The organism is Bacillus sp. FSL K6-0073 (assembly GCF_038006085.1).
Lineage (GTDB): Bacteria > Bacillota > Bacilli > Bacillales > Bacillaceae_G > Bacillus_A > Bacillus_A cereus.
In genome coordinates, this window is the sequence record NZ_JBBOUN010000001.1 from 998442 (window position 1) to 1017381 (window position 18940).

The window sequence follows — 18940 nt, forward strand, 5'->3', positions numbered from 1 at the left end:
AATTATTGTTTAGACAGAATGACTTAGGTTGTCCTTATGCGAAATATTAGTATGAATAGAAATTTGATAATTATATAAAACGCCGTAAATGAAGAATAAAATAAGTGCTGATTTTGCAATTATATTTTTAAAAATTGAATAGGAGATCTATTATGAATACAATTAAGAAATTATTTTTAAGTTCTGTGATATGTATTTTATTATTCAGTACAGCAGGAACAGCGTATGCAGAACAAAATAGTCAAGGAAATTCATTATCATTCATTGACGTTCCTAAAACCCACTGGGCATATAAAGAAATGATGTATATGGCTGAGAATAAGATTATAACAGGATACGGAAATGGGTATTTCGGTGCCACGGATCCTATTATTCGCGAACATCTTGCTGCTTTCTTGTATCGATATTTAAAACCGCAAGATAGTACAAATAATCCATTTGTTGATATTGGTGACAGCAATTTTAAAAAGGAAATTTTAGCACTTACTGCACGGGGCATATTTAGCGTAAATGTAGAGAAACAATTCAATCCGAAAAATAATATGACGCGTGCTGAAATGGCTGCAGTGCTTGTCAGAACATTCGATTTAAAACCGCAAGGGAATTTTGACTTTACGGATATGAAAGGTCATTGGGCTAACGAATATGTCAAAATATTAGCTGGAAATAAAATCACAAATGGTACTGGTGATGGCAATTTTAATCCAAATGGACTTGTCACAAGAGAGCAATTTTCTGTGTTCTTATATAGAACAATCATGGCAACATCAGGTATAAAAAAAAATGAATCGGTTGGCTGGGTTGTAGATGGAGAAAAGAAATACTATTATGACAAACCAGGCGTGAAACATACTGGATTATTACGTTCAGGGGATGATACCTATCTCTTCGATAAAAATGGTAATCTAGCTTCAGGATGGAATACCGTAGACGGAAAGGACTACTATTTTGATACAGTAAGTGGAGCTGCACAAAAAGGATGGTTCTCTCAAACTACCCATTGGTATTATGCAGACGATAACGGTGTGATTCAAAAAGGCGATGTAATCTACAAAGGAAAACAGTTCCAATTCGATAGAACAGGTAAAATGGTAAAAGGGTGGATAACAATCCAATCCCTCGACCAAAATATCTACAAATCCAGAACAGTTGTAAGGGGATTTGACCCGATAAAAGTTAGAAAGGATGAAATTCTTGAAGTAGTAGGGGAAGACGGTCCTCTATGGTTTAAGGTGAACTACAATGGTCAAACATACGTTGTGCAAAAATTATTTGCAGTCGTGTTTGATCAATCTCTATCTAATAAAATAGATACAATTCGTCAAGATATTGATGATTTAAAAAAGAGTACTGAGTTAGTAAAAAAATATTCAGAACGCTATAAAAAAGCAAAAGAAACTAAAAATGATGATGCGGCTTTAGTTGAATCTAGTGAACTTGCACAAAGTGTCTCTCAATTACTAACCACACTAAAAAAATCTGAATTGAAGAACACTGTAGATAAAATTTATGAAAAAGAAGCTGATCCAGCTGTAAGAGAAAAATACAATTCTACTATCGCAACTTTAGAGATGATGAATCAGGATTTTGGGAAAATCCATAAATTAATGCTACTAAAAGATAGTATTATGGTTATCGATAAAGCGAATCAGGATTCAGGTAATATTATTCAACAAATTCAACAAGGTAAATATTTGGTACAGCAGGATAAAGCTAACCTTCAAAACTATGTGAATGGTTTAACGGATTATAAAAATAGTATGACAGCCTATAAAAAGCAAATGTTGGAATGGTTTGTGGATACTGCTGATGCAGGAACAGATGCCATGATAATGTTTATGGACATGACAACAGCTTACTCGCTCTCAATTAATAAGGTGTTTATCGAACCAGCAGAAAAATGGGTTGGCACATTACCAAAAGGTGAAATAGAAAAATTTGCAGACGGTGTTCGCGACTATGGACAGCAACTTACTGCCATGCAGGAAGGATTCAAAAATAGACTACCTGAATATAAACAAATGGCCAGTGATTTACGCGTAGTAAATCAAAGTTTCCATAAGTTTGGAGATTCAGTGCAAAAAGCTGGGGCATCACTTCATAAACAAGCAGTAATGGCTGATGGACTAATTAATAGTGTCTCAACGCATGTTGCAGAAGCTCAACAAGCATTTCCAACACTACATACAGATATTATGTCTGGATTAGATGCTGCTAATAATATGATGGATTCTGCTAATAAAATTTCAGGCTACAAAATAGATACGTCTAATGTTGTTAAAAATGTTGGTAATATGGATGGTTTAACAACCCGTCTTAAGGATTTTGGTGTACCACCTGAAAAAATGAAAGAATATCTGGAAGAACAAAAGCGAACGAATGAATTAGGATCTATGGCGCTTGATTTTATTCCAGTTGTTGGACAAATTAAACAAGGTTTACAAATTTATAATGGAAGAGAATTTTTCACAGACAGAAAATATGAGCCGAATGATTATGTATGGGGAACTGTTTCTACAGTTGTAGGTGGCACTCCTAAAGTTATAGGTCGAGTATTTGGTAAATATGGAGAGTTAGAGCAAAAAGCGAAGGATTTAGGGAAAGTATCAAAGGTAACTGAAGAGATTGGATGGAGTATGCCAAGAGGTGGCGGCGTCATTGATGGGCGTAAGTATACTGAACATGCGCTTGAAAGAATGGCACCTGATACAATTCAGGTTCGAGCAGAACTTACAAAGCGTGCACGCGAAAGAGCTGAAAGGAATGGTTACACATTCGGATCAAAAGAATACATGGAGGAATTAAAAAAAGTTGATCCACGTGGTGTAACACCAAGTGTAGTAGAAGAAACAATTAAGCATGCTACTAAAAAACCTGGAAATAAACCTGGTCTATGGCAATACGATGGGAAAGATGTTAGAGTCGTATTGAATGATAATGGCGATGTTGTTTCCGTTGTACCTAATAAATCGTGAATATTATAAATAAAGTGGATTGAGCCCATTCACGTAAGGAGTTGTTAAATTGAATATACAATATGATGAATATGAATTATTAGAAATATTCGAGAGTGAACCAGAAGATTATTTTATTCCAGGTGCAGGTGCATATAGGTATAATAAAATAGATAAATTAGGTTTTGAATTAGTAATGATTATGTGTTATTACGAGGAAACTGTTGAATTAAATTTGTATTATAAAAATAAATGCATCTTTGAAACGAAGATGCATTCGGCGAAACGAATCTATACCCGTAATGACTCATTATATGTCCAAGGTGGCGTAGAAAACAAAAAAATCGAAGTAAAATTCAAGCCACATTTTACAGTTACAATAAATGAGTTTTAAAAACTTGAAATCAATGTTCGTAAATATTCTGAACATGCTTTAGAAAGAATGGCTCCGGATACAATACAAGTTCGAGCTGAATTAGAGGCACATGCCAAAAGTAGAGGGCTTGTACGTAGTACACAGAAATTTAAAGAATTTGTTAATCCTAGAGGTATCACAACTTCTGTAGTAGATTTTCTGTGCCTTTCCATTGGAAAATCAAGACTGATATAAAAAATGAGTAGAAAAAACAAGGCTTTTACTTCGTGGATACCACTACAAAGTAAGAGCCTTGTTTCATTATATTTGTTCATACAGTTTTCCTTGTAGTCTTCTGTTTTCATCCTTCAATCTCTTATTCTTTATCAATTTTTCGAACAGGTTGATAGCAAAAGTTTTTTATACAAAATAACATCAAAAAATACGTCTTGAACAAGTATGAAAAAAGAAAGCTGAAGGGCAAGTAATCCTTTTGGAATCATTTTAAGAGAAAATGATAAACTGATCGGAGACATTTCATTAACTCAAATTGTTAGGGGAGACCTCCAAAGCTGTTATACAGGATTTACTTTAGATAAGGAGCATAATGCAAAGGGCTATACAACAGAGGCTCTTCAACTTGTTGTATATTTTGCTTTTAGGGAATTAAAGCTACATAGAATTGAAGCAGGAGCAATGCTTGATAATATAGCATCTATTCGTGTATTAGAAAAAGTCCTACATAAGGGGACTTTTTCTAATACATATAGATTAAAATAATAATAGAAATTTTTTATTTTTTTCCACAACTATTAATTAAATCATATTGTTTAGAAATCATTTCATTTCGAATTTGATCGAGATGTTTATGTAATGTTTCTTTTATTGCACTACCTGTTTTGCTTTCAAAACTTTTGTTTAATTCAATTCCTTGTTCAGATAAACTTTTGCATACATCATGAAATGCTTCTTTGTTTTTTTGAATGGCATGTTTTTGGCTTGCTACTATGCTATTTGTTTTGAATGCTACATCAGTTTTTAAAAGTGATTGTTGCAGTTCTTTTTCTAATTGCTTTTTAACAGCTTGCAACTCATCTATAATAGTTCCAACTGCACCAACTGTAGCTTTCTCTATTTCTTTCTCTATTTTTTGAATTTCCCCTATAAAATCCATCATATTATCTCGCCGCCAGTCCTTCAAAATTTGTTCCTAATTGATTATCTTTATCTCGTAATGAATTAGCTGCATAAGCAATATCATCTCCAAAATGAATCAATTCTTTTTGTTTTTTCCGTAAAAGATGAATTAGTTCTTCTGCTAGTTGTATATCATGAAAATAGTCTTTTCCGTTTTGGGATATTTTTGCAACCTCTCTAATTGCTTCATCTACTTCATGTTCTTCTAACAGATGATATTTTCCTCCAGGTCCTGTCTCATGCTTCAATTGACTCTTTAATTTCGCAACTTCCTCTTCTTGTTGTTGAAATCTTTCTATATTTCTAATAATATCAGATAATATATCGCTTATTTTTTGTATCTCTTTTGCATGACGAATGATATCATCTGGTTCTAATTCTAGTCGAACACTACCATTATTGTGGAACATTTCTAGAAATGTTGACATTGGATGTTGTCCCATAAATACAGCCGCGAGAATACTATCTGTTCCATTACTTTTCGTTGTAAATTGTTTACCAATCATAGGTGCTCCAAATTGATTGAAATTTCCTACAGCATCTTTTCTATGAGTATAATCTACTACTTTATTTTCCATTACGCCTTCATCTACTCGTTTTTTGCTTTATCACTTAGTAATCTATAAATATTTGGTGCAGCATATGTTGTTGCATAACAATTCATTTCTGCTGCTACATATTGGGCTTCTGCAGCACCTTTACTATGTCCGGTAGTGTGAATAGATGTAGGGTTATATTTTTTCTTAATTTTTTCTGCAAATTCTACTGCACTATCAAATGATGTCGGTACCTTTTCACCTGCTACACCAAGGTTCTTTTTCTGTCCAAGTGTAATTTGAACTATATCTGTGGTTTTATCTCCATCGAATCTACCAAATTCAGTACCGCGGTATGCAATGATTACATCGTCATACTGTTTTTTACCAGATTTATACTTATCTGCGGGTACTACAGCGATTGCTTGTAATCCATTTTTCACCTTTGTGTGATCTGCATCGAAGGTGTCTATTACCTTCCATAATTTACCGTAAATTCCTTTTATCTCTTTCCCTTCTTCCAAATAATCTTTTTTATAAACCATACTTGAAAGCTCAAAATAATCTTCATCTGTCGCAATGGTATTCTTTTTCAATTCATTCATCTGCCTCAACTCACTTCGTGGTATATTTTAAATATATTTAATGATAAGGGGAATAGGAATGAAAAAAGCAATAATTATTATAATATCCATAATTTTCATTATAACAGGAGGTTATTTAGGAATGGAATACTTACAAAAAAAAGAACAAGAGGGACTGTTTTGGAAACAACAAGAGACAAGAATTGAGAAATACATTCGTTATAATATTAAAGATGTGCAATCGATTACCTTCACAAAACATGAAGTAAATCCGATGGGAGTTCCTTCTGTGGATGGATATATAAATAATGATAAAGAATTGAATTTCTCAGCTAGTATTAGTACTACGAAGAATTTTGAAGATAAACTTTCACGTTCTGGAAAATTAGGGGAACTTGTAAAAAAACCTGAAAAATCAGTATCTGAAATTGAAAAAGAAGAGAAGGAAAAGAAACAAGAGTAGTCTTTGCACTACTCTTATTTTCTGTATCCCATTTTTAAGAAGAATGCATTGGTAAGTTTTTTATAAGGAGATTTTCAATGAAGAAAGTAATGATTTTGGTTGTATCTGCTGTGGTGCTCATAGCAGGAGGATATTTTACTATGGAATACTTAAATAAAAAAGAACAAGAAGAAAAGTTTTGGAAAGTACAAGAGGCACGAGTAGAAAAGTATATTCACTATAATATTAAAGATGTAAAATCGATTACATTTACAGAAAATAAGATAAGTCCAATGGGAGTTCCTCATATAAAAGGTTATATAAACAATAATAAAGAATTAGATTTTATAGCTAGTATAAGTACAACTAAAAACTTTGAAAATAAATTTACGCGTTCTGGAGAATTAGATGAAATGATAAAAAAACCTGCAAAATCTGTATCTGAAATCGAAAAAGAAGAGAAAGAAAAAAAACAAGAGTAGTCTTTGTACTATTCTTGTCTTCTCTATCCCATTTTAAGAAGAATACATTGGTAGGCTTTTTATAAGGAGATTTCCAATGAAGAAAGCAATGATTTTGGTTATATCTGCTGTGATACTCATAGCAGGAGGATATTTTACTATGGAATACTTAAATAAAAAAGAACAAGAAGAAAAGTTTTGGAATGAACAAAAAGAACGAGTAGAAAAATATATTCACTATAATATTAAAGATGTAAAATCTATTACATTTACAAAAAATGATGTAAGTCCAATGGGAGTTCCTTCTGTAGAAGGATATATAAATAATGATAAGGAATTATGGTTTGATGCAAGTATAAGTACTACAGATAAATTTGAGGATAAGTTTGGTTGTTCTGGGGAATTAGATAAAATGATTAAAAAACCAGCAAAATCTGTATCTGAAATTGAAAAAGAAGAGAAGGAAAAGAAACAAGAGTAGTCTCTTTAACTACTCTTGTTTCTTTATTCTAGGGGTACCGCCCATCACCGTTAAGCTCACAGAACAGGTTGCTCTTAAAATGAACTTCATTGCTATAAAAGACTCTAATTTTTCGTTTTGGGGCAAATATTATATAAAATAATAGCTATCTCTGAATCACTAGTTTCAAAAAGCCTTCACGCAATAATGATTGCATGAAGGCTTTTGATGTTTGCTTATTTTTTTGTCTCGTTAACCCATGTAATAATGTCCTGGATGACGTATTCGGGAACGTTAGCAGGGATTTCATATTCACTAGGGAGGCTTAATTCCCCGTCACCCTCCGTGAAGAAATGATTCAATTTCGGATATTTTTTGAACTGAACATTCCCGCGGTTTGAAAGTCCTTTCTGCCATTTTGTATATTCATCTTTTACTGTTACTTGATAATCACGTGCTCCTTGCAGAATGAGTAAAGGCTCTTTTCGTGATTTTGCCTCTTCAACTGGACGCCACCTAGAAACATCATACATAAAATGAGGTGACCCAAAATTGTAGCCAGCTGGAGGATGGTCAGGATTGAAAGTAGGATCCTGAATAAAAGCGACCTGCCTTTTTAGTTCATCGATTTCTTCCTTTGACGCCCCAAGGTATTGAGAATGATCAATAGCAATGTCAGTCAAAGGGCGTGCAGGTGGTGCGAGTAAGATGCTTCCTCGGACAAGTGTGGAAGGTGCTTTGCTTAGTATACGTGGCATTGTGCCAGCTCCTAGGCTATGTCCAAGAATGAAAATATTATTTGGATCAATGCCTTCCTGCTGCGCTGCTGATTTTGCTGCAAATATAGCATCATCTGTAGTATCACGGTCTAACGTAACAGGTTCTGTACTCATCTTTAATGCATGTTCTAAGGTGCGTTTTTCATAGCGCAACACTGCAATTCCGTTGGATGAAAGGCCCACTGCAATGTCTCGTAAGATTTTTGTTCCCATATATGTGCTATCGCGATCATGGATGCCAGCACCATGAACAAGAACAACTACGGGCAGTTTTTCACCACGCTTATGTTTCGGAACTGTTAATGTCGCTGGTAACGGATAGGTAGAATTTCCAATGACGATTTCACGTTCTTGATAGGAGTCAGGTTGATCATAGCTAGGATGCGGGATAGTATAAGATTCCTCGGGTGGCCTTTCTCCAATTTCATCTACTTTCCCGCCAGGTGTGAATTTAAGGAGTAGCGGTATGGTAGTTCCTTCGGTATCTGCTGGAATTTCCACCGTCTGATGGACCAAGTTTCGTTCTTTTATCACGGGGGTTCCCATACTTTTTATCCCGCTCCAGCCACTTTGTGTCCACCAGTTTTGTAATGTGGTTGCTGTAAACTTGGATTGAAAAGCAGCAGACGTCAACTGTATTGCCTCTGCATACTTACCTTGCTGGAGATATTCAAAAAATAATGATGTACGCTCCGTTAAAGAGACTAGTTTCTTTTCAGCAGATTGTTCCTCGCTTGTATCTGCGTGAATAGTTGTTGTAAGCGAGAAAGATGAAATGCCTAAAGAAAAGAGTAGGATAAAGGTAAGTACTGATCTTTGTATTTTCTTTTTTGCATTCATGTTTTAACCTCCAATATGTGATGGCAAAAAACAAGTATGGTAATTAGAATTCTGGTACAAAAACTTTAAAATACTTGCAAGTAATCTCAAAAACTTGGACATACTAATATTATTATTCTAAAAAAATGTAGATTTCTTCTCTTGTTACATGCATATTAATCCCAAAAATAATCTTTTTTCCTTCACTTTATATTTTGATTATACGAAGCAAAGCTCTCGTTTTTCTTACTTGATACTTACAAATTCCTTAAGTAGAGGATATTTTAAAATCTTAGCTTGATAAATATGTAGCGGTACTCTTATGTTAAGAGATAGCTTAAGGAACGAGGATTATATTGTTTTTATAAAGAGTTGATGCTATGTTTGTTTTGTAACATATGGTGTTTTATGCATGTAGGAGGATTTATTGAAGAAATTATTAATATTGTTTTTATTAGCTACATTTTGTCTACAGATTACAGGATGTTCTAATAATATGGGTACACTAAGGGAGAAGTCTAAAACTTCAACACTTGTGAAGTTTAACCGCATCAATAAAGGGTGGTACAAACATATGTAATAGTTTGTATCACCCTTTGTTGATGTTAGAAGTCATAAGGAAAAGGTTGATAGTTAGATATTTTTCATAAAGAAAAGACACCCATATAAGAGTGTCCTTTCTAATAGTTTTTTAGCAGAAGCAACTGCATCCGATAATGATTAATAGTATAAAGAGTACAACAAGCAAAGCAAATCCTCCAGCAAAACCACAGCCTTCTCCGCAACTACCACCATAGTCCATAATAGTTCCTCCTTTAGGTAAGGGGATTAAAACTAAGGTTCATTCATGTATTTTAACGGGTTCACTTTACTTTATGTTTTTAAGAATGAATGGAGTAGGTCCTTTTGAAAATAAAGAAAAGCCCCCCTAAAGTGCCTTCCTTCGACTTGAACCATCTAATTTTAATAATATATTGGACTCCCATCCGAATACTATTTTACTATGTTAATTTTTTTGTTCATTGAGGGGTACCGCCACATCGCTATCAAGCTAATAAAAAGAAATGCCCCCTAAAATGAAAAAATACGCTATTCTTTCTGTAGAATCATAGGAAAGGATGGCGTTTTTTATGTCTGTTTCTGTGTCTAACGAATTACAACTATTTGCTCAAGAGATTCAAAGTGCCCTATCTCCAAATGCCTTACGAGATATTGCTAGAGATGTTGGCTTTGTACAACGAACCAGTAAGTACCAAGCAAAAGATTTAGTAGCTTTATGTGTATGGGTGAGCCAAAATGTAGCTATGACTTCTTTAACTCAGTTATCTAGCTGTTTAGAAGCATCAACAGAAGTACTCATCAGTCCTGAGGGACTGAATCAACGGTTTAATAAGGCGGCCGTCCAACTTTTACAACACCTACTAGCCGAACTACTAAGCAAAAAATTGGCCGCATCTATGCCGATTTCTTCTCCATACACTTCTGTTTTCAAGCGTATTCGTATTTTAGATTCAACTGCATTTCAACTCCCGGATATATTTTCATCGGTTTATCCTGGTGCGGGAGGATGCAGCCATACAGCGGGAGTAAAGATACAGCTTGAGTATGATTTATTAAGTGGACAATTCCTTCATATTCATACAGGTCCAGGTAAACAACATGATCGAACCTACGGTTCCCTGTGTGCCCCAACTGTAACAGCGAATGATTTATGTATCCGAGATTTAGGTTATTTTCATTTGAAAGATCTTCAACATATACAAGATAAAAAGGCCTATTATATCTCACGTATTAAATCGAATACACGTATTTATCAAAAAAATCCAAACCCTGATTATTTTCAAGATGGCAGAATTAAGAAGGGTACAGAGTATATCCAAATAGATATGGAGGTTTTAATGAACTCTCTTCAGCCAGGACAAACATATGAAATATCCAACGCTTATGTAGGAATGACTGATAAAGTACCAACTCGTGTGATTGTTCATCGACTAACAAAAGAACAACAACAAAAACGATTACACGATCAAACGGTAAGAGAAAAAAAGAAAGGAATGAAGTATTCTGCTCGTAGTAAACGACTTAGCGGTATCAATGTATATATGACAAATACCCCTATAGATATTGTCCCAATGGGACAAGTACATGATTGGTATTCTTTACGTTGGCAAATCGAGATTTTATTTAAAACATGGAAATCATTCTTTCATATTCATCATTGTAAAAAGATAAAACGAGAACGATTGGAATGCCATTTGTATGGGCAACTGATTGCCATTCTACTTTGTTCTTCTACCATGTTTCAAATGCGGCAATTACTTCTTATGAAAAAGAAACGAGAACTGAGTGAATATAAGGCCATATATATGATTAAAGACTATTTCCTTCTTCTATTCCAAACTATACAAAAAAACACCCAAGAGCTATCAAAGGTATTACTTCGCCTGTTCAATCTCCTACAGCAAAACGGGCGAAAATTCCATAGGTATGAGAAGAAAACAGTTTTTGATATATTAGGTGTCGTTTATAATTGTACTATGTCGGACAATCAAGCCGCTTAATTCAAAAAAGTGAAACCCGTTAGGGTTTATTTCGTATGCAAATCTTTCAATCACCTACACTTGCCCTTTAGAAAAAGGAACAATCTCGCCTAAAATTGACTTTGTATAAGCTTAGCTTGATAGCGATGTGGCGGTACCCCATCGCTATCAAGCTAATAAAAAGAAATGCCCCCTAAAATGAAAAAATACGCTATTCTTTCTGTAGAATCATAGGAAAGGATGGCGTTTTTTATGTCTGTTTCTGTGTCTAACGAATTACAACTATTTGCTCAAGAGATTCAAAGTGCCCTATCTCCAAATGCCTTACGAGATATTGCTAGAGATGTTGGCTTTGTACAACGAACCAGTAAGTACCAAGCAAAAGATTTAGTAGCTTTATGTGTATGGGTGAGCCAAAATGTAGCTATGACTTCTTTAACTCAGTTATCTAGCTGTTTAGAAGCATCAACAGAAGTACTCATCAGTCCTGAGGGACTGAATCAACGGTTTAATAAGGCGGCCGTCCAACTTTTACAACACCTACTAGCCGAACTACTAAGCAAAAAATTGGCCGCATCTATGCCGATTTCTTCTCCATACACTTCTGTTTTCAAGCGTATTCGTATTTTAGATTCAACTGCATTTCAACTCCCGGATATATTTTCATCGGTTTATCCTGGTGCGGGAGGATGCAGCCATACAGCGGGAGTAAAGATACAGCTTGAGTATGATTTATTAAGTGGACAATTCCTTCATATTCATACAGGTCCAGGTAAACAACATGATCGAACCTACGGTTCCCTGTGTGCCCCAACTGTAACAGCGAATGATTTATGTATCCGAGATTTAGGTTATTTTCATTTGAAAGATCTTCAACATATACAAGATAAAAAGGCCTATTATATCTCACGTATTAAATCGAATACACGTATTTATCAAAAAAATCCAAACCCTGATTATTTTCAAGATGGCAGAATTAAGAAGGGTACAGAGTATATCCAAATAGATATGGAGGTTTTAATGAACTCTCTTCAGCCAGGACAAACATATGAAATATCCAACGCTTATGTAGGAATGACTGATAAAGTACCAACTCGTGTGATTGTTCATCGACTAACAAAAGAACAACAACAAAAACGATTACACGATCAAACGGTAAGAGAAAAAAAGAAAGGAATGAAGTATTCTGCTCGTAGTAAACGACTTAGCGGTATCAATGTATATATGACAAATACCCCTATAGATATTGTCCCAATGGGACAAGTACATGATTGGTATTCTTTACGTTGGCAAATCGAGATTTTATTTAAAACATGGAAATCATTCTTTCATATTCATCATTGTAAAAAGATAAAACGAGAACGATTGGAATGCCATTTGTATGGGCAACTGATTGCCATTCTACTTTGTTCTTCTACCATGTTTCAAATGCGGCAATTACTTCTTATGAAAAAGAAACGAGAACTGAGTGAATATAAGGCCATATATATGATTAAAGACTATTTCCTTCTTCTATTCCAAACTATACAAAAAAACACCCAAGAGCTATCAAAGGTATTACTTCGCCTGTTCAATCTCCTACAGCAAAACGGGCGAAAATTCCATAGGTATGAGAAGAAAACAGTTTTTGATATATTAGGTGTCGTTTATAATTGTACTATGTCGGACAATCAAGCCGCTTAATTCAAAAAAGTGAAACCCGTTAGGGTTTATTTCGTATGCAAATCTTTCAATCACCTACACTTGCCCTTTAGAAAAAGGAACAATCTCGCCTAAAATTGACTTTGTATAAGCTTAGCTTGATAGCGATGTGGCGGTACCCCATCGCTATCAAGCTAATAAAAAGAAATGCCCCCTAAAATGAAAAAATACGCTATTCTTTCTGTAGAATCATAGGAAAGGATGGCGTTTTTTATGTCTGTTTCTGTGTCTAACGAATTACAACTATTTGCTCAAGAGATTCAAAGTGCCCTATCTCCAAATGCCTTACGAGATATTGCTAGAGATGTTGGCTTTGTACAACGAACCAGTAAGTACCAAGCAAAAGATTTAGTAGCTTTATGTGTATGGGTGAGCCAAAATGTAGCTATGACTTCTTTAACTCAGTTATCTAGCTGTTTAGAAGCATCAACAGAAGTACTCATCAGTCCTGAGGGACTGAATCAACGGTTTAATAAGGCGGCCGTCCAACTTTTACAACACCTACTAGCCGAACTACTAAGCAAAAAATTGGCCGCATCTATGCCGATTTCTTCTCCATACACTTCTGTTTTCAAGCGTATTCGTATTTTAGATTCAACTGCATTTCAACTCCCGGATATATTTTCATCGGTTTATCCTGGTGCGGGAGGATGCAGCCATACAGCGGGAGTAAAGATACAGCTTGAGTATGATTTATTAAGTGGACAATTCCTTCATATTCATACAGGTCCAGGTAAACAACATGATCGAACCTACGGTTCCCTGTGTGCCCCAACTGTAACAGCGAATGATTTATGTATCCGAGATTTAGGTTATTTTCATTTGAAAGATCTTCAACATATACAAGATAAAAAGGCCTATTATATCTCACGTATTAAATCGAATACACGTATTTATCAAAAAAATCCAAACCCTGATTATTTTCAAGATGGCAGAATTAAGAAGGGTACAGAGTATATCCAAATAGATATGGAGGTTTTAATGAACTCTCTTCAGCCAGGACAAACATATGAAATATCCAACGCTTATGTAGGAATGACTGATAAAGTACCAACTCGTGTGATTGTTCATCGACTAACAAAAGAACAACAACAAAAACGATTACACGATCAAACGGTAAGAGAAAAAAAGAAAGGAATGAAGTATTCTGCTCGTAGTAAACGACTTAGCGGTATCAATGTATATATGACAAATACCCCTATAGATATTGTCCCAATGGGACAAGTACATGATTGGTATTCTTTACGTTGGCAAATCGAGATTTTATTTAAAACATGGAAATCATTCTTTCATATTCATCATTGTAAAAAGATAAAACGAGAACGATTGGAATGCCATTTGTATGGGCAACTGATTGCCATTCTACTTTGTTCTTCTACCATGTTTCAAATGCGGCAATTACTTCTTATGAAAAAGAAACGAGAACTGAGTGAATATAAGGCCATATATATGATTAAAGACTATTTCCTTCTTCTATTCCAAACTATACAAAAAAACACCCAAGAGCTATCAAAGGTATTACTTCGCCTGTTCAATCTCCTACAGCAAAACGGGCGAAAATTCCATAGGTATGAGAAGAAAACAGTTTTTGATATATTAGGTGTCGTTTATAATTGTACTATGTCGGACAATCAAGCCGCTTAATTCAAAAAAGTGAAACCCGTTAGGGTTTATTTCGTATGCAAATCTTTCAATCACCTACACTTGCCCTTTAGAAAAAGGAACAATCTCGCCTAAAATTGACTTTGTATAAGCTTAGCTTGATAGCGATGTGGCGGTACCCCATCGCTATCAAGCTAATAAAAAGAAATGCCCCCTAAAATGAAAAAATACGCTATTCTTTCTGTAGAATCATAGGAAAGGATGGCGTTTTTTATGTCTGTTTCTGTGTCTAACGAATTACAACTATTTGCTCAAGAGATTCAAAGTGCCCTATCTCCAAATGCCTTACGAGATATTGCTAGAGATGTTGGCTTTGTACAACGAACCAGTAAGTACCAAGCAAAAGATTTAGTAGCTTTATGTGTATGGGTGAGCCAAAATGTAGCTATGACTTCTTTAACTCAGTTATCTAGCTGTTTAGAAGCATCAACAGAAGTACTCATCAGTCCTGAGGGACTGAATCAACGGTTTAATAAGGCGGCCGTCCAACTTTTACAACACCTACTAGCCGAACTACTAAGCAAAAAATTGGCCGCATCTATGCCGATTTCTTCTCCATACACTTCTGTTTTCAAGCGTATTCGTATTTTAGATTCAACTGCATTTCAACTCCCGGATATATTTTCATCGGTTTATCCTGGTGCGGGAGGATGCAGCCATACAGCGGGAGTAAAGATACAGCTTGAGTATGATTTATTAAGTGGACAATTCCTTCATATTCATACAGGTCCAGGTAAACAACATGATCGAACCTACGGTTCCCTGTGTGCCCCAACTGTAACAGCGAATGATTTATGTATCCGAGATTTAGGTTATTTTCATTTGAAAGATCTTCAACATATACAAGATAAAAAGGCCTATTATATCTCACGTATTAAATCGAATACACGTATTTATCAAAAAAATCCAAACCCTGATTATTTTCAAGATGGCAGAATTAAGAAGGGTACAGAGTATATCCAAATAGATATGGAGGTTTTAATGAACTCTCTTCAGCCAGGACAAACATATGAAATATCCAACGCTTATGTAGGAATGACTGATAAAGTACCAACTCGTGTGATTGTTCATCGACTAACAAAAGAACAACAACAAAAACGATTACACGATCAAACGGTAAGAGAAAAAAAGAAAGGAATGAAGTATTCTGCTCGTAGTAAACGACTTAGCGGTATCAATGTATATATGACAAATACCCCTATAGATATTGTCCCAATGGGACAAGTACATGATTGGTATTCTTTACGTTGGCAAATCGAGATTTTATTTAAAACATGGAAATCATTCTTTCATATTCATCATTGTAAAAAGATAAAACGAGAACGATTGGAATGCCATTTGTATGGGCAACTGATTGCCATTCTACTTTGTTCTTCTACCATGTTTCAAATGCGGCAATTACTTCTTATGAAAAAGAAACGAGAACTGAGTGAATATAAGGCCATATATATGATTAAAGACTATTTCCTTCTTCTATTCCAAACTATACAAAAAAACACCCAAGAGCTATCAAAGGTATTACTTCGCCTGTTCAATCTCCTACAGCAAAACGGGCGAAAATTCCATAGGTATGAGAAGAAAACAGTTTTTGATATATTAGGTGTCGTTTATAATTGTACTATGTCGGACAATCAAGCCGCTTAATTCAAAAAAGTGAAACCCGTTAGGGTTTATTTCGTATGCAAATCTTTCAATCACCTACACTTGCCCTTTAGAAAAAGGAACAATCTCGCCTAAAATTGACTTTGTATAAGCTTAGCTTGATAGCGATGTGGCGGTACCCCATTGCTATCAAGCTAAGCTCATACAACATCAATTATAGTAGAGGCTGTTTCTTTTTGCTGAAGGCTATGCGTAGGAATTTTAAAGATTTGCATACAAAATAAACCCTAAAGGGTTTCCTTTTTTGAATTTAAGCCGCTTGATTATCAGACATAGTACAATTATAAACGATACCTAATATATCAAAGACTGTTTTTTTCTCGTATCGATGAGATTTTCGCCCATTTTGCTGTAGGAGGTTGAACAGGCGAATGAGAATCTTTGATAATTCTTGGGTGTCTTTTTGTATGGCTTGATAAATAAGAAGAAAATAATCTTTGATCATATATATGGCCTTATATTCACTCAGCTCTCGTTTCTTTTTCATAAGAAGTAATTGACGCATTTGAAACATAGTAGACGAACAGAGTAGAATGGCGATCAGTTGCCCATACAAATGGCATTCTAATCTTTCACGTTTTATCTTTTTACAATGGTGAATATGAAAGAATGACTTCCATGTTTTAAATAAAATCTCGATTTGCCAACGTAAAGAATACCAATCATGTACTTGTCCCATCGGGACAATATTTGTAGAGGCGTTTGTCATATATACATTGATACCACTAAGTCGTTTGCTACGAGGAGAATACTTCATTCCTTTCTTTTTTTCTCGTATAGCTTGATCACGTAATCGTTTTTGTTGTTGTTCATCTGTAAGTCGATGAACGATTACACGGGTTGGTACTTTATCGTTCATACCTACATAGGCATCGGATATTTCATATGTTTGTCCTGGTTGGAGAGAGCTCATTAATACCTCCATATCTAGCTGTATATACTCTGTACCTTTCTTTATTCTTCCATCCTGAAAATAATCAGGTTTGCAATTTTTTTGATAAATACGTGTATTAGATTTAATACGAGAGATATAGTAAGCCTTTTTATCTTGTATATGTTGAAGATCTTTTAAATGAAAATACCCTAAATCACGGATACATAAATCATTTGGTTCCACAGTTGGAACACACAGAGAACCATAGGTTCGATCATGCTGTTTACCGGGACCTGTATGAATATGTAGGAACTTTCCACTTAATAAATCATACTCAAGCTGAATCTTTACTCCCGCTGTATGGCTGCATCCTCCTGCACCTGGATAAACCGATGAAAATACATCCGGGAGTTGAAATGCAGTTGAATCTAAAATACGAATACGCTTGAAAACAGAAGTATATGGAGAAGAAAGTGGCATAGATGAGGTTAATTTATGGTTTAGTAGTTCAGCTAATACATGTTGTAAAAGTTGAACGGCCGCTTTATTAAATCGTTGATTCAGTCCCTCGGGACTGATGAGTACTTCTGTTGATGCTTCTAAACAGCTAGATAACTGAGTTAAAGAAGTTGTAGCGACATTTTGGCTCATCCATACGCATAAAGCGACTAAATCTTTTGCTTGGTATTTACTGGTCCGTTGTACGAAACCGACATCTCTAGCAAAATCTAGTAAGATATTTGGAGATAAAAATCTTTGAATCTCCTGAGCAAATAGTTGTAATTCATCAGATACAGAAATAGACATACAAAAACGCCATCCTTTCCTATGATTCTATAGAAAGAATAGCGTATTTTTAAATTTCGGGGGGATTTTTTTGCTGATTTAATATCGATGCAGCAGCCTCGTATAGAAGGACACTTTAAATGTTATTCTTATTTTTTAGTAACATATTTAATTCTTTAGCATCTTTTTTTGTATTTAAAAATGATATTAACCAAGAAAGTGCATATATCAAAACTATACTTTCAAGAAAATCAGCAGTTGGGAATATTTCTATCCAATGGTTATATGTAGATATAAGAAAGACAACTATAATCATCATGAAAAAATGGATTACCAAGGCGAACAAATAGCTGATTCTTTCAATATCAAAAATGAATGTAAAAATGCCTGCACAAGCTGAGATTATAAGAACACTTATTATCTCAGCTTGTGTAATAGATATATTATTGTTTCTTGATAGCAAAACTATCATGTATATAAATGAACCAGTTCCTAAACCTGTATACAGTCGATTTTTTAGTTTCAATAAAGTCTTTCCCTTCTTTTTTTATGATTTTAAGATAAGTTTATTTAATTTTGATTGTATATAAAATGTGTAGAATATTCCTCCAAAAAATAACCCTACAGATAGTCCACTTATGGCAGAATAAATTATATTAAACGAAATATTATCATAAAATGATGAATAAATTCCTAAAGTTACATTTAAGACATATTTTACAAAGAAATTAATCAATATAATTATTAATGGAAGGTAACATTTCTTCCTGAAAGTAACCGTCTCTTGCTTGAAAAAAATTTGATATTTTGCATATAACAAATATCCAATCAAAATGCCTGGAAGAATGAAAATTGTATAACTTATCAAACAATATCCTAAGTAAGAAAATTTAGTGATAATTTTATCTAACCCCCATATCATAAAAATCATGGGAACAAGGAACATTTTAGATAAATTAATTGGTCTTTCTTGAGAAATAGCAATACCCCTTTTTATTAAAATGAATAATAATATCCATACCCATAATGGAGTTCTTATAAATACTTCTTTAATCATAGTATACATTGTATATCCTCCTTTGTTTTTATTAATATTTACATCAAAGGAGATATAAAGAAATACTTTTA

17 protein-coding genes and 2 pseudogenes are annotated in these 18940 nt (G+C 34.4%); 11 read left to right on the top strand and 8 right to left on the bottom strand.

The window, feature by feature from the left end:
- Positions 1–152 precede the first annotated feature (152 nt).
- Positions 153–2975, top strand: a complete 2823-nt coding sequence (locus MHB52_RS05180) for an S-layer homology domain-containing protein (protein ID WP_080451561.1) — start codon at positions 153–155, stop codon at positions 2973–2975.
- Between the two features lie 49 nt (positions 2976–3024).
- Positions 3025–3348 carry a hypothetical protein gene (locus MHB52_RS05185; protein WP_016117328.1) on the top strand — a complete coding sequence of 108 codons (324 nt, stop codon included), beginning with the start codon at positions 3025–3027 and terminating at the stop codon, positions 3346–3348.
- On the opposite strand, the gene MHB52_RS05190 is transcribed toward MHB52_RS05185, so the two are convergent.
- Positions 3345–3674, bottom strand: coding sequence for a hypothetical protein (locus MHB52_RS05190; RefSeq protein WP_000845490.1), 330 nt, complete (start codon positions 3672–3674; stop codon positions 3345–3347). The genes MHB52_RS05185 and MHB52_RS05190 overlap by 4 nt on opposite strands.
- A 38-nt stretch (positions 3675–3712) precedes the next feature.
- Between MHB52_RS05190 and MHB52_RS05195 the strand changes: the two are divergent.
- Positions 3713–4089: pseudogene (locus MHB52_RS05195) on the top strand (GNAT family N-acetyltransferase); the annotation flags it as partial.
- A 13-nt stretch (positions 4090–4102) separates the two neighbouring features.
- Here MHB52_RS05195 and MHB52_RS05200 read toward each other — a convergent pair.
- Both MHB52_RS05200 and MHB52_RS05205 read right to left on the bottom strand, forming a co-directional pair.
- Positions 4103–4486 carry a hypothetical protein gene (locus MHB52_RS05200; RefSeq protein WP_000968627.1) on the bottom strand — a complete coding sequence of 128 codons (384 nt, stop codon included), beginning with the start codon at positions 4484–4486 and terminating at the stop codon, positions 4103–4105.
- 1 nt (position 4487) lies between these two features.
- Positions 4488–5647 (bottom strand): annotated as a pseudogene (locus MHB52_RS05205) (hypothetical protein).
- Positions 5648–5705: 58 nt separating this feature from the next.
- On the opposite strand from MHB52_RS05205, the gene MHB52_RS05210 reads away from it, so the two are divergent.
- The 3 genes from MHB52_RS05210 to MHB52_RS05220 all read left to right on the top strand — a co-directional run bounded on the left by MHB52_RS05210 (position 5706) and on the right by MHB52_RS05220 (position 7010).
- Positions 5706–6089 (top strand): DUF1433 domain-containing protein, encoded by a 384-nt coding sequence (locus MHB52_RS05210; protein WP_000709122.1) that lies wholly within the window; start codon positions 5706–5708, stop codon positions 6087–6089.
- A 77-nt stretch (positions 6090–6166) separates the two neighbouring features.
- Positions 6167–6550 (top strand): DUF1433 domain-containing protein, encoded by a 384-nt coding sequence (locus tag MHB52_RS05215; protein WP_000757433.1) that lies wholly within the window; start codon positions 6167–6169, stop codon positions 6548–6550.
- Positions 6551–6626: 76 nt separating this feature from the next.
- The gene (locus tag MHB52_RS05220) at positions 6627–7010 is read left to right on the top strand and encodes a DUF1433 domain-containing protein (protein ID WP_016117333.1); all 384 of its coding nucleotides are present in this window, start codon (positions 6627–6629) and stop codon (positions 7008–7010) included.
- A gap of 215 nt (positions 7011–7225) precedes the next feature.
- Here MHB52_RS05220 and MHB52_RS05225 read toward each other — a convergent pair whose 3' ends face one another.
- On the bottom strand, positions 7226–8608 hold the full coding sequence (locus tag MHB52_RS05225; protein WP_016117334.1) for an alpha/beta hydrolase: 1383 nt from the start codon (positions 8606–8608) through the stop codon (positions 7226–7228).
- Between the two features lie 406 nt (positions 8609–9014).
- Between MHB52_RS05225 and MHB52_RS05230 the strand changes: the two genes are divergently transcribed.
- Complete coding sequence (locus tag MHB52_RS05230) at positions 9015–9167, top strand: hypothetical protein (RefSeq protein ID WP_000734751.1); 153 nt, start codon at positions 9015–9017, stop codon at positions 9165–9167.
- Positions 9168–9278: 111 nt separating this feature from the next.
- Here MHB52_RS05230 and MHB52_RS05235 read toward each other — a convergent pair whose 3' ends face one another.
- Positions 9279–9389 carry a YjcZ family sporulation protein gene (locus MHB52_RS05235; protein ID WP_000384438.1) on the bottom strand — a complete coding sequence of 37 codons (111 nt, stop codon included), beginning with the start codon at positions 9387–9389 and terminating at the stop codon, positions 9279–9281.
- 328 nt (positions 9390–9717) lie between these two features.
- Here MHB52_RS05235 and MHB52_RS05240 point away from each other — a divergent pair, with 328 nt between their 5' ends.
- The 4 genes from MHB52_RS05240 to MHB52_RS05255 all read left to right on the top strand — a co-directional run bounded on the left by MHB52_RS05240 (position 9718) and on the right by MHB52_RS05255 (position 16134).
- On the top strand, positions 9718–11148 hold the full coding sequence (locus tag MHB52_RS05240; protein ID WP_061663672.1) for an IS4 family transposase: 1431 nt from the start codon (positions 9718–9720) through the stop codon (positions 11146–11148).
- Positions 11149–11379: 231 nt separating this feature from the next.
- Positions 11380–12810, top strand: a complete 1431-nt coding sequence (locus tag MHB52_RS05245) for an IS4 family transposase (protein ID WP_061663672.1) — start codon at positions 11380–11382, stop codon at positions 12808–12810.
- 231 nt (positions 12811–13041) lie between these two features.
- Positions 13042–14472, top strand: a complete 1431-nt coding sequence (locus MHB52_RS05250; RefSeq protein WP_061663672.1) for an IS4 family transposase — start codon at positions 13042–13044, stop codon at positions 14470–14472.
- A 231-nt stretch (positions 14473–14703) separates the two neighbouring features.
- Entirely contained in the window at positions 14704–16134 is a 1431-nt protein-coding gene (locus MHB52_RS05255; protein ID WP_061663672.1) for an IS4 family transposase, read from the top strand.
- A gap of 268 nt (positions 16135–16402) precedes the next feature.
- On the opposite strand, the gene MHB52_RS05260 is transcribed toward MHB52_RS05255, so the two are convergent.
- From MHB52_RS05260 to MHB52_RS05270, 3 genes are all read right to left on the bottom strand, one after another.
- Entirely contained in the window at positions 16403–17833 is a 1431-nt protein-coding gene (locus MHB52_RS05260; RefSeq protein ID WP_061663528.1) for an IS4 family transposase, read from the bottom strand.
- 115 nt (positions 17834–17948) lie between these two features.
- The gene (locus MHB52_RS05265) at positions 17949–18338 is read right to left on the bottom strand and encodes a DUF3021 domain-containing protein (RefSeq protein WP_061663529.1); all 390 of its coding nucleotides are present in this window, start codon (positions 18336–18338) and stop codon (positions 17949–17951) included.
- Positions 18339–18359: 21 nt separating this feature from the next.
- A complete protein-coding gene (locus MHB52_RS05270; RefSeq protein ID WP_061663530.1) occupies positions 18360–18878 on the bottom strand; it encodes a hypothetical protein in 519 nt (172 codons plus the stop codon).
- Positions 18879–18940: the final 62 nt, after the last annotated feature.

What these genes read in the sequence shown, in the direction of transcription:
- MHB52_RS05180 (WP_080451561.1), top strand. Translation starts at nt 153, where the DNA reads ATGAATACAATTAAGAAATTATTTTTAAGTTCTGTGATATGTATTTTA.
- MHB52_RS05190 (WP_000845490.1), bottom strand. Translation starts at nt 3,674, where the DNA reads ATGAAAACAGAAGACTACAAGGAAAACTGTATGAACAAATATAATGAA.
- MHB52_RS05200 (WP_000968627.1), bottom strand. Translation starts at nt 4,486, where the DNA reads ATGATGGATTTTATAGGGGAAATTCAAAAAATAGAGAAAGAAATAGAG.
- MHB52_RS05210 (WP_000709122.1), top strand. Translation starts at nt 5,706, where the DNA reads ATGAAAAAAGCAATAATTATTATAATATCCATAATTTTCATTATAACA.
- MHB52_RS05215 (WP_000757433.1), top strand. Translation starts at nt 6,167, where the DNA reads ATGAAGAAAGTAATGATTTTGGTTGTATCTGCTGTGGTGCTCATAGCA.
- MHB52_RS05220 (WP_016117333.1), top strand. Translation starts at nt 6,627, where the DNA reads ATGAAGAAAGCAATGATTTTGGTTATATCTGCTGTGATACTCATAGCA.
- MHB52_RS05225 (WP_016117334.1), bottom strand. Translation starts at nt 8,608, where the DNA reads ATGAATGCAAAAAAGAAAATACAAAGATCAGTACTTACCTTTATCCTA.
- MHB52_RS05235 (WP_000384438.1), bottom strand. Translation starts at nt 9,389, where the DNA reads ATGGACTATGGTGGTAGTTGCGGAGAAGGCTGTGGTTTTGCTGGAGGA.
- MHB52_RS05240 (WP_061663672.1), top strand. Translation starts at nt 9,718, where the DNA reads ATGTCTGTTTCTGTGTCTAACGAATTACAACTATTTGCTCAAGAGATT.
- MHB52_RS05245 (WP_061663672.1), top strand. Translation starts at nt 11,380, where the DNA reads ATGTCTGTTTCTGTGTCTAACGAATTACAACTATTTGCTCAAGAGATT.
- MHB52_RS05250 (WP_061663672.1), top strand. Translation starts at nt 13,042, where the DNA reads ATGTCTGTTTCTGTGTCTAACGAATTACAACTATTTGCTCAAGAGATT.
- MHB52_RS05255 (WP_061663672.1), top strand. Translation starts at nt 14,704, where the DNA reads ATGTCTGTTTCTGTGTCTAACGAATTACAACTATTTGCTCAAGAGATT.
- MHB52_RS05260 (WP_061663528.1), bottom strand. Translation starts at nt 17,833, where the DNA reads ATGTCTATTTCTGTATCTGATGAATTACAACTATTTGCTCAGGAGATT.
- MHB52_RS05270 (WP_061663530.1), bottom strand. Translation starts at nt 18,878, where the DNA reads ATGTATACTATGATTAAAGAAGTATTTATAAGAACTCCATTATGGGTA.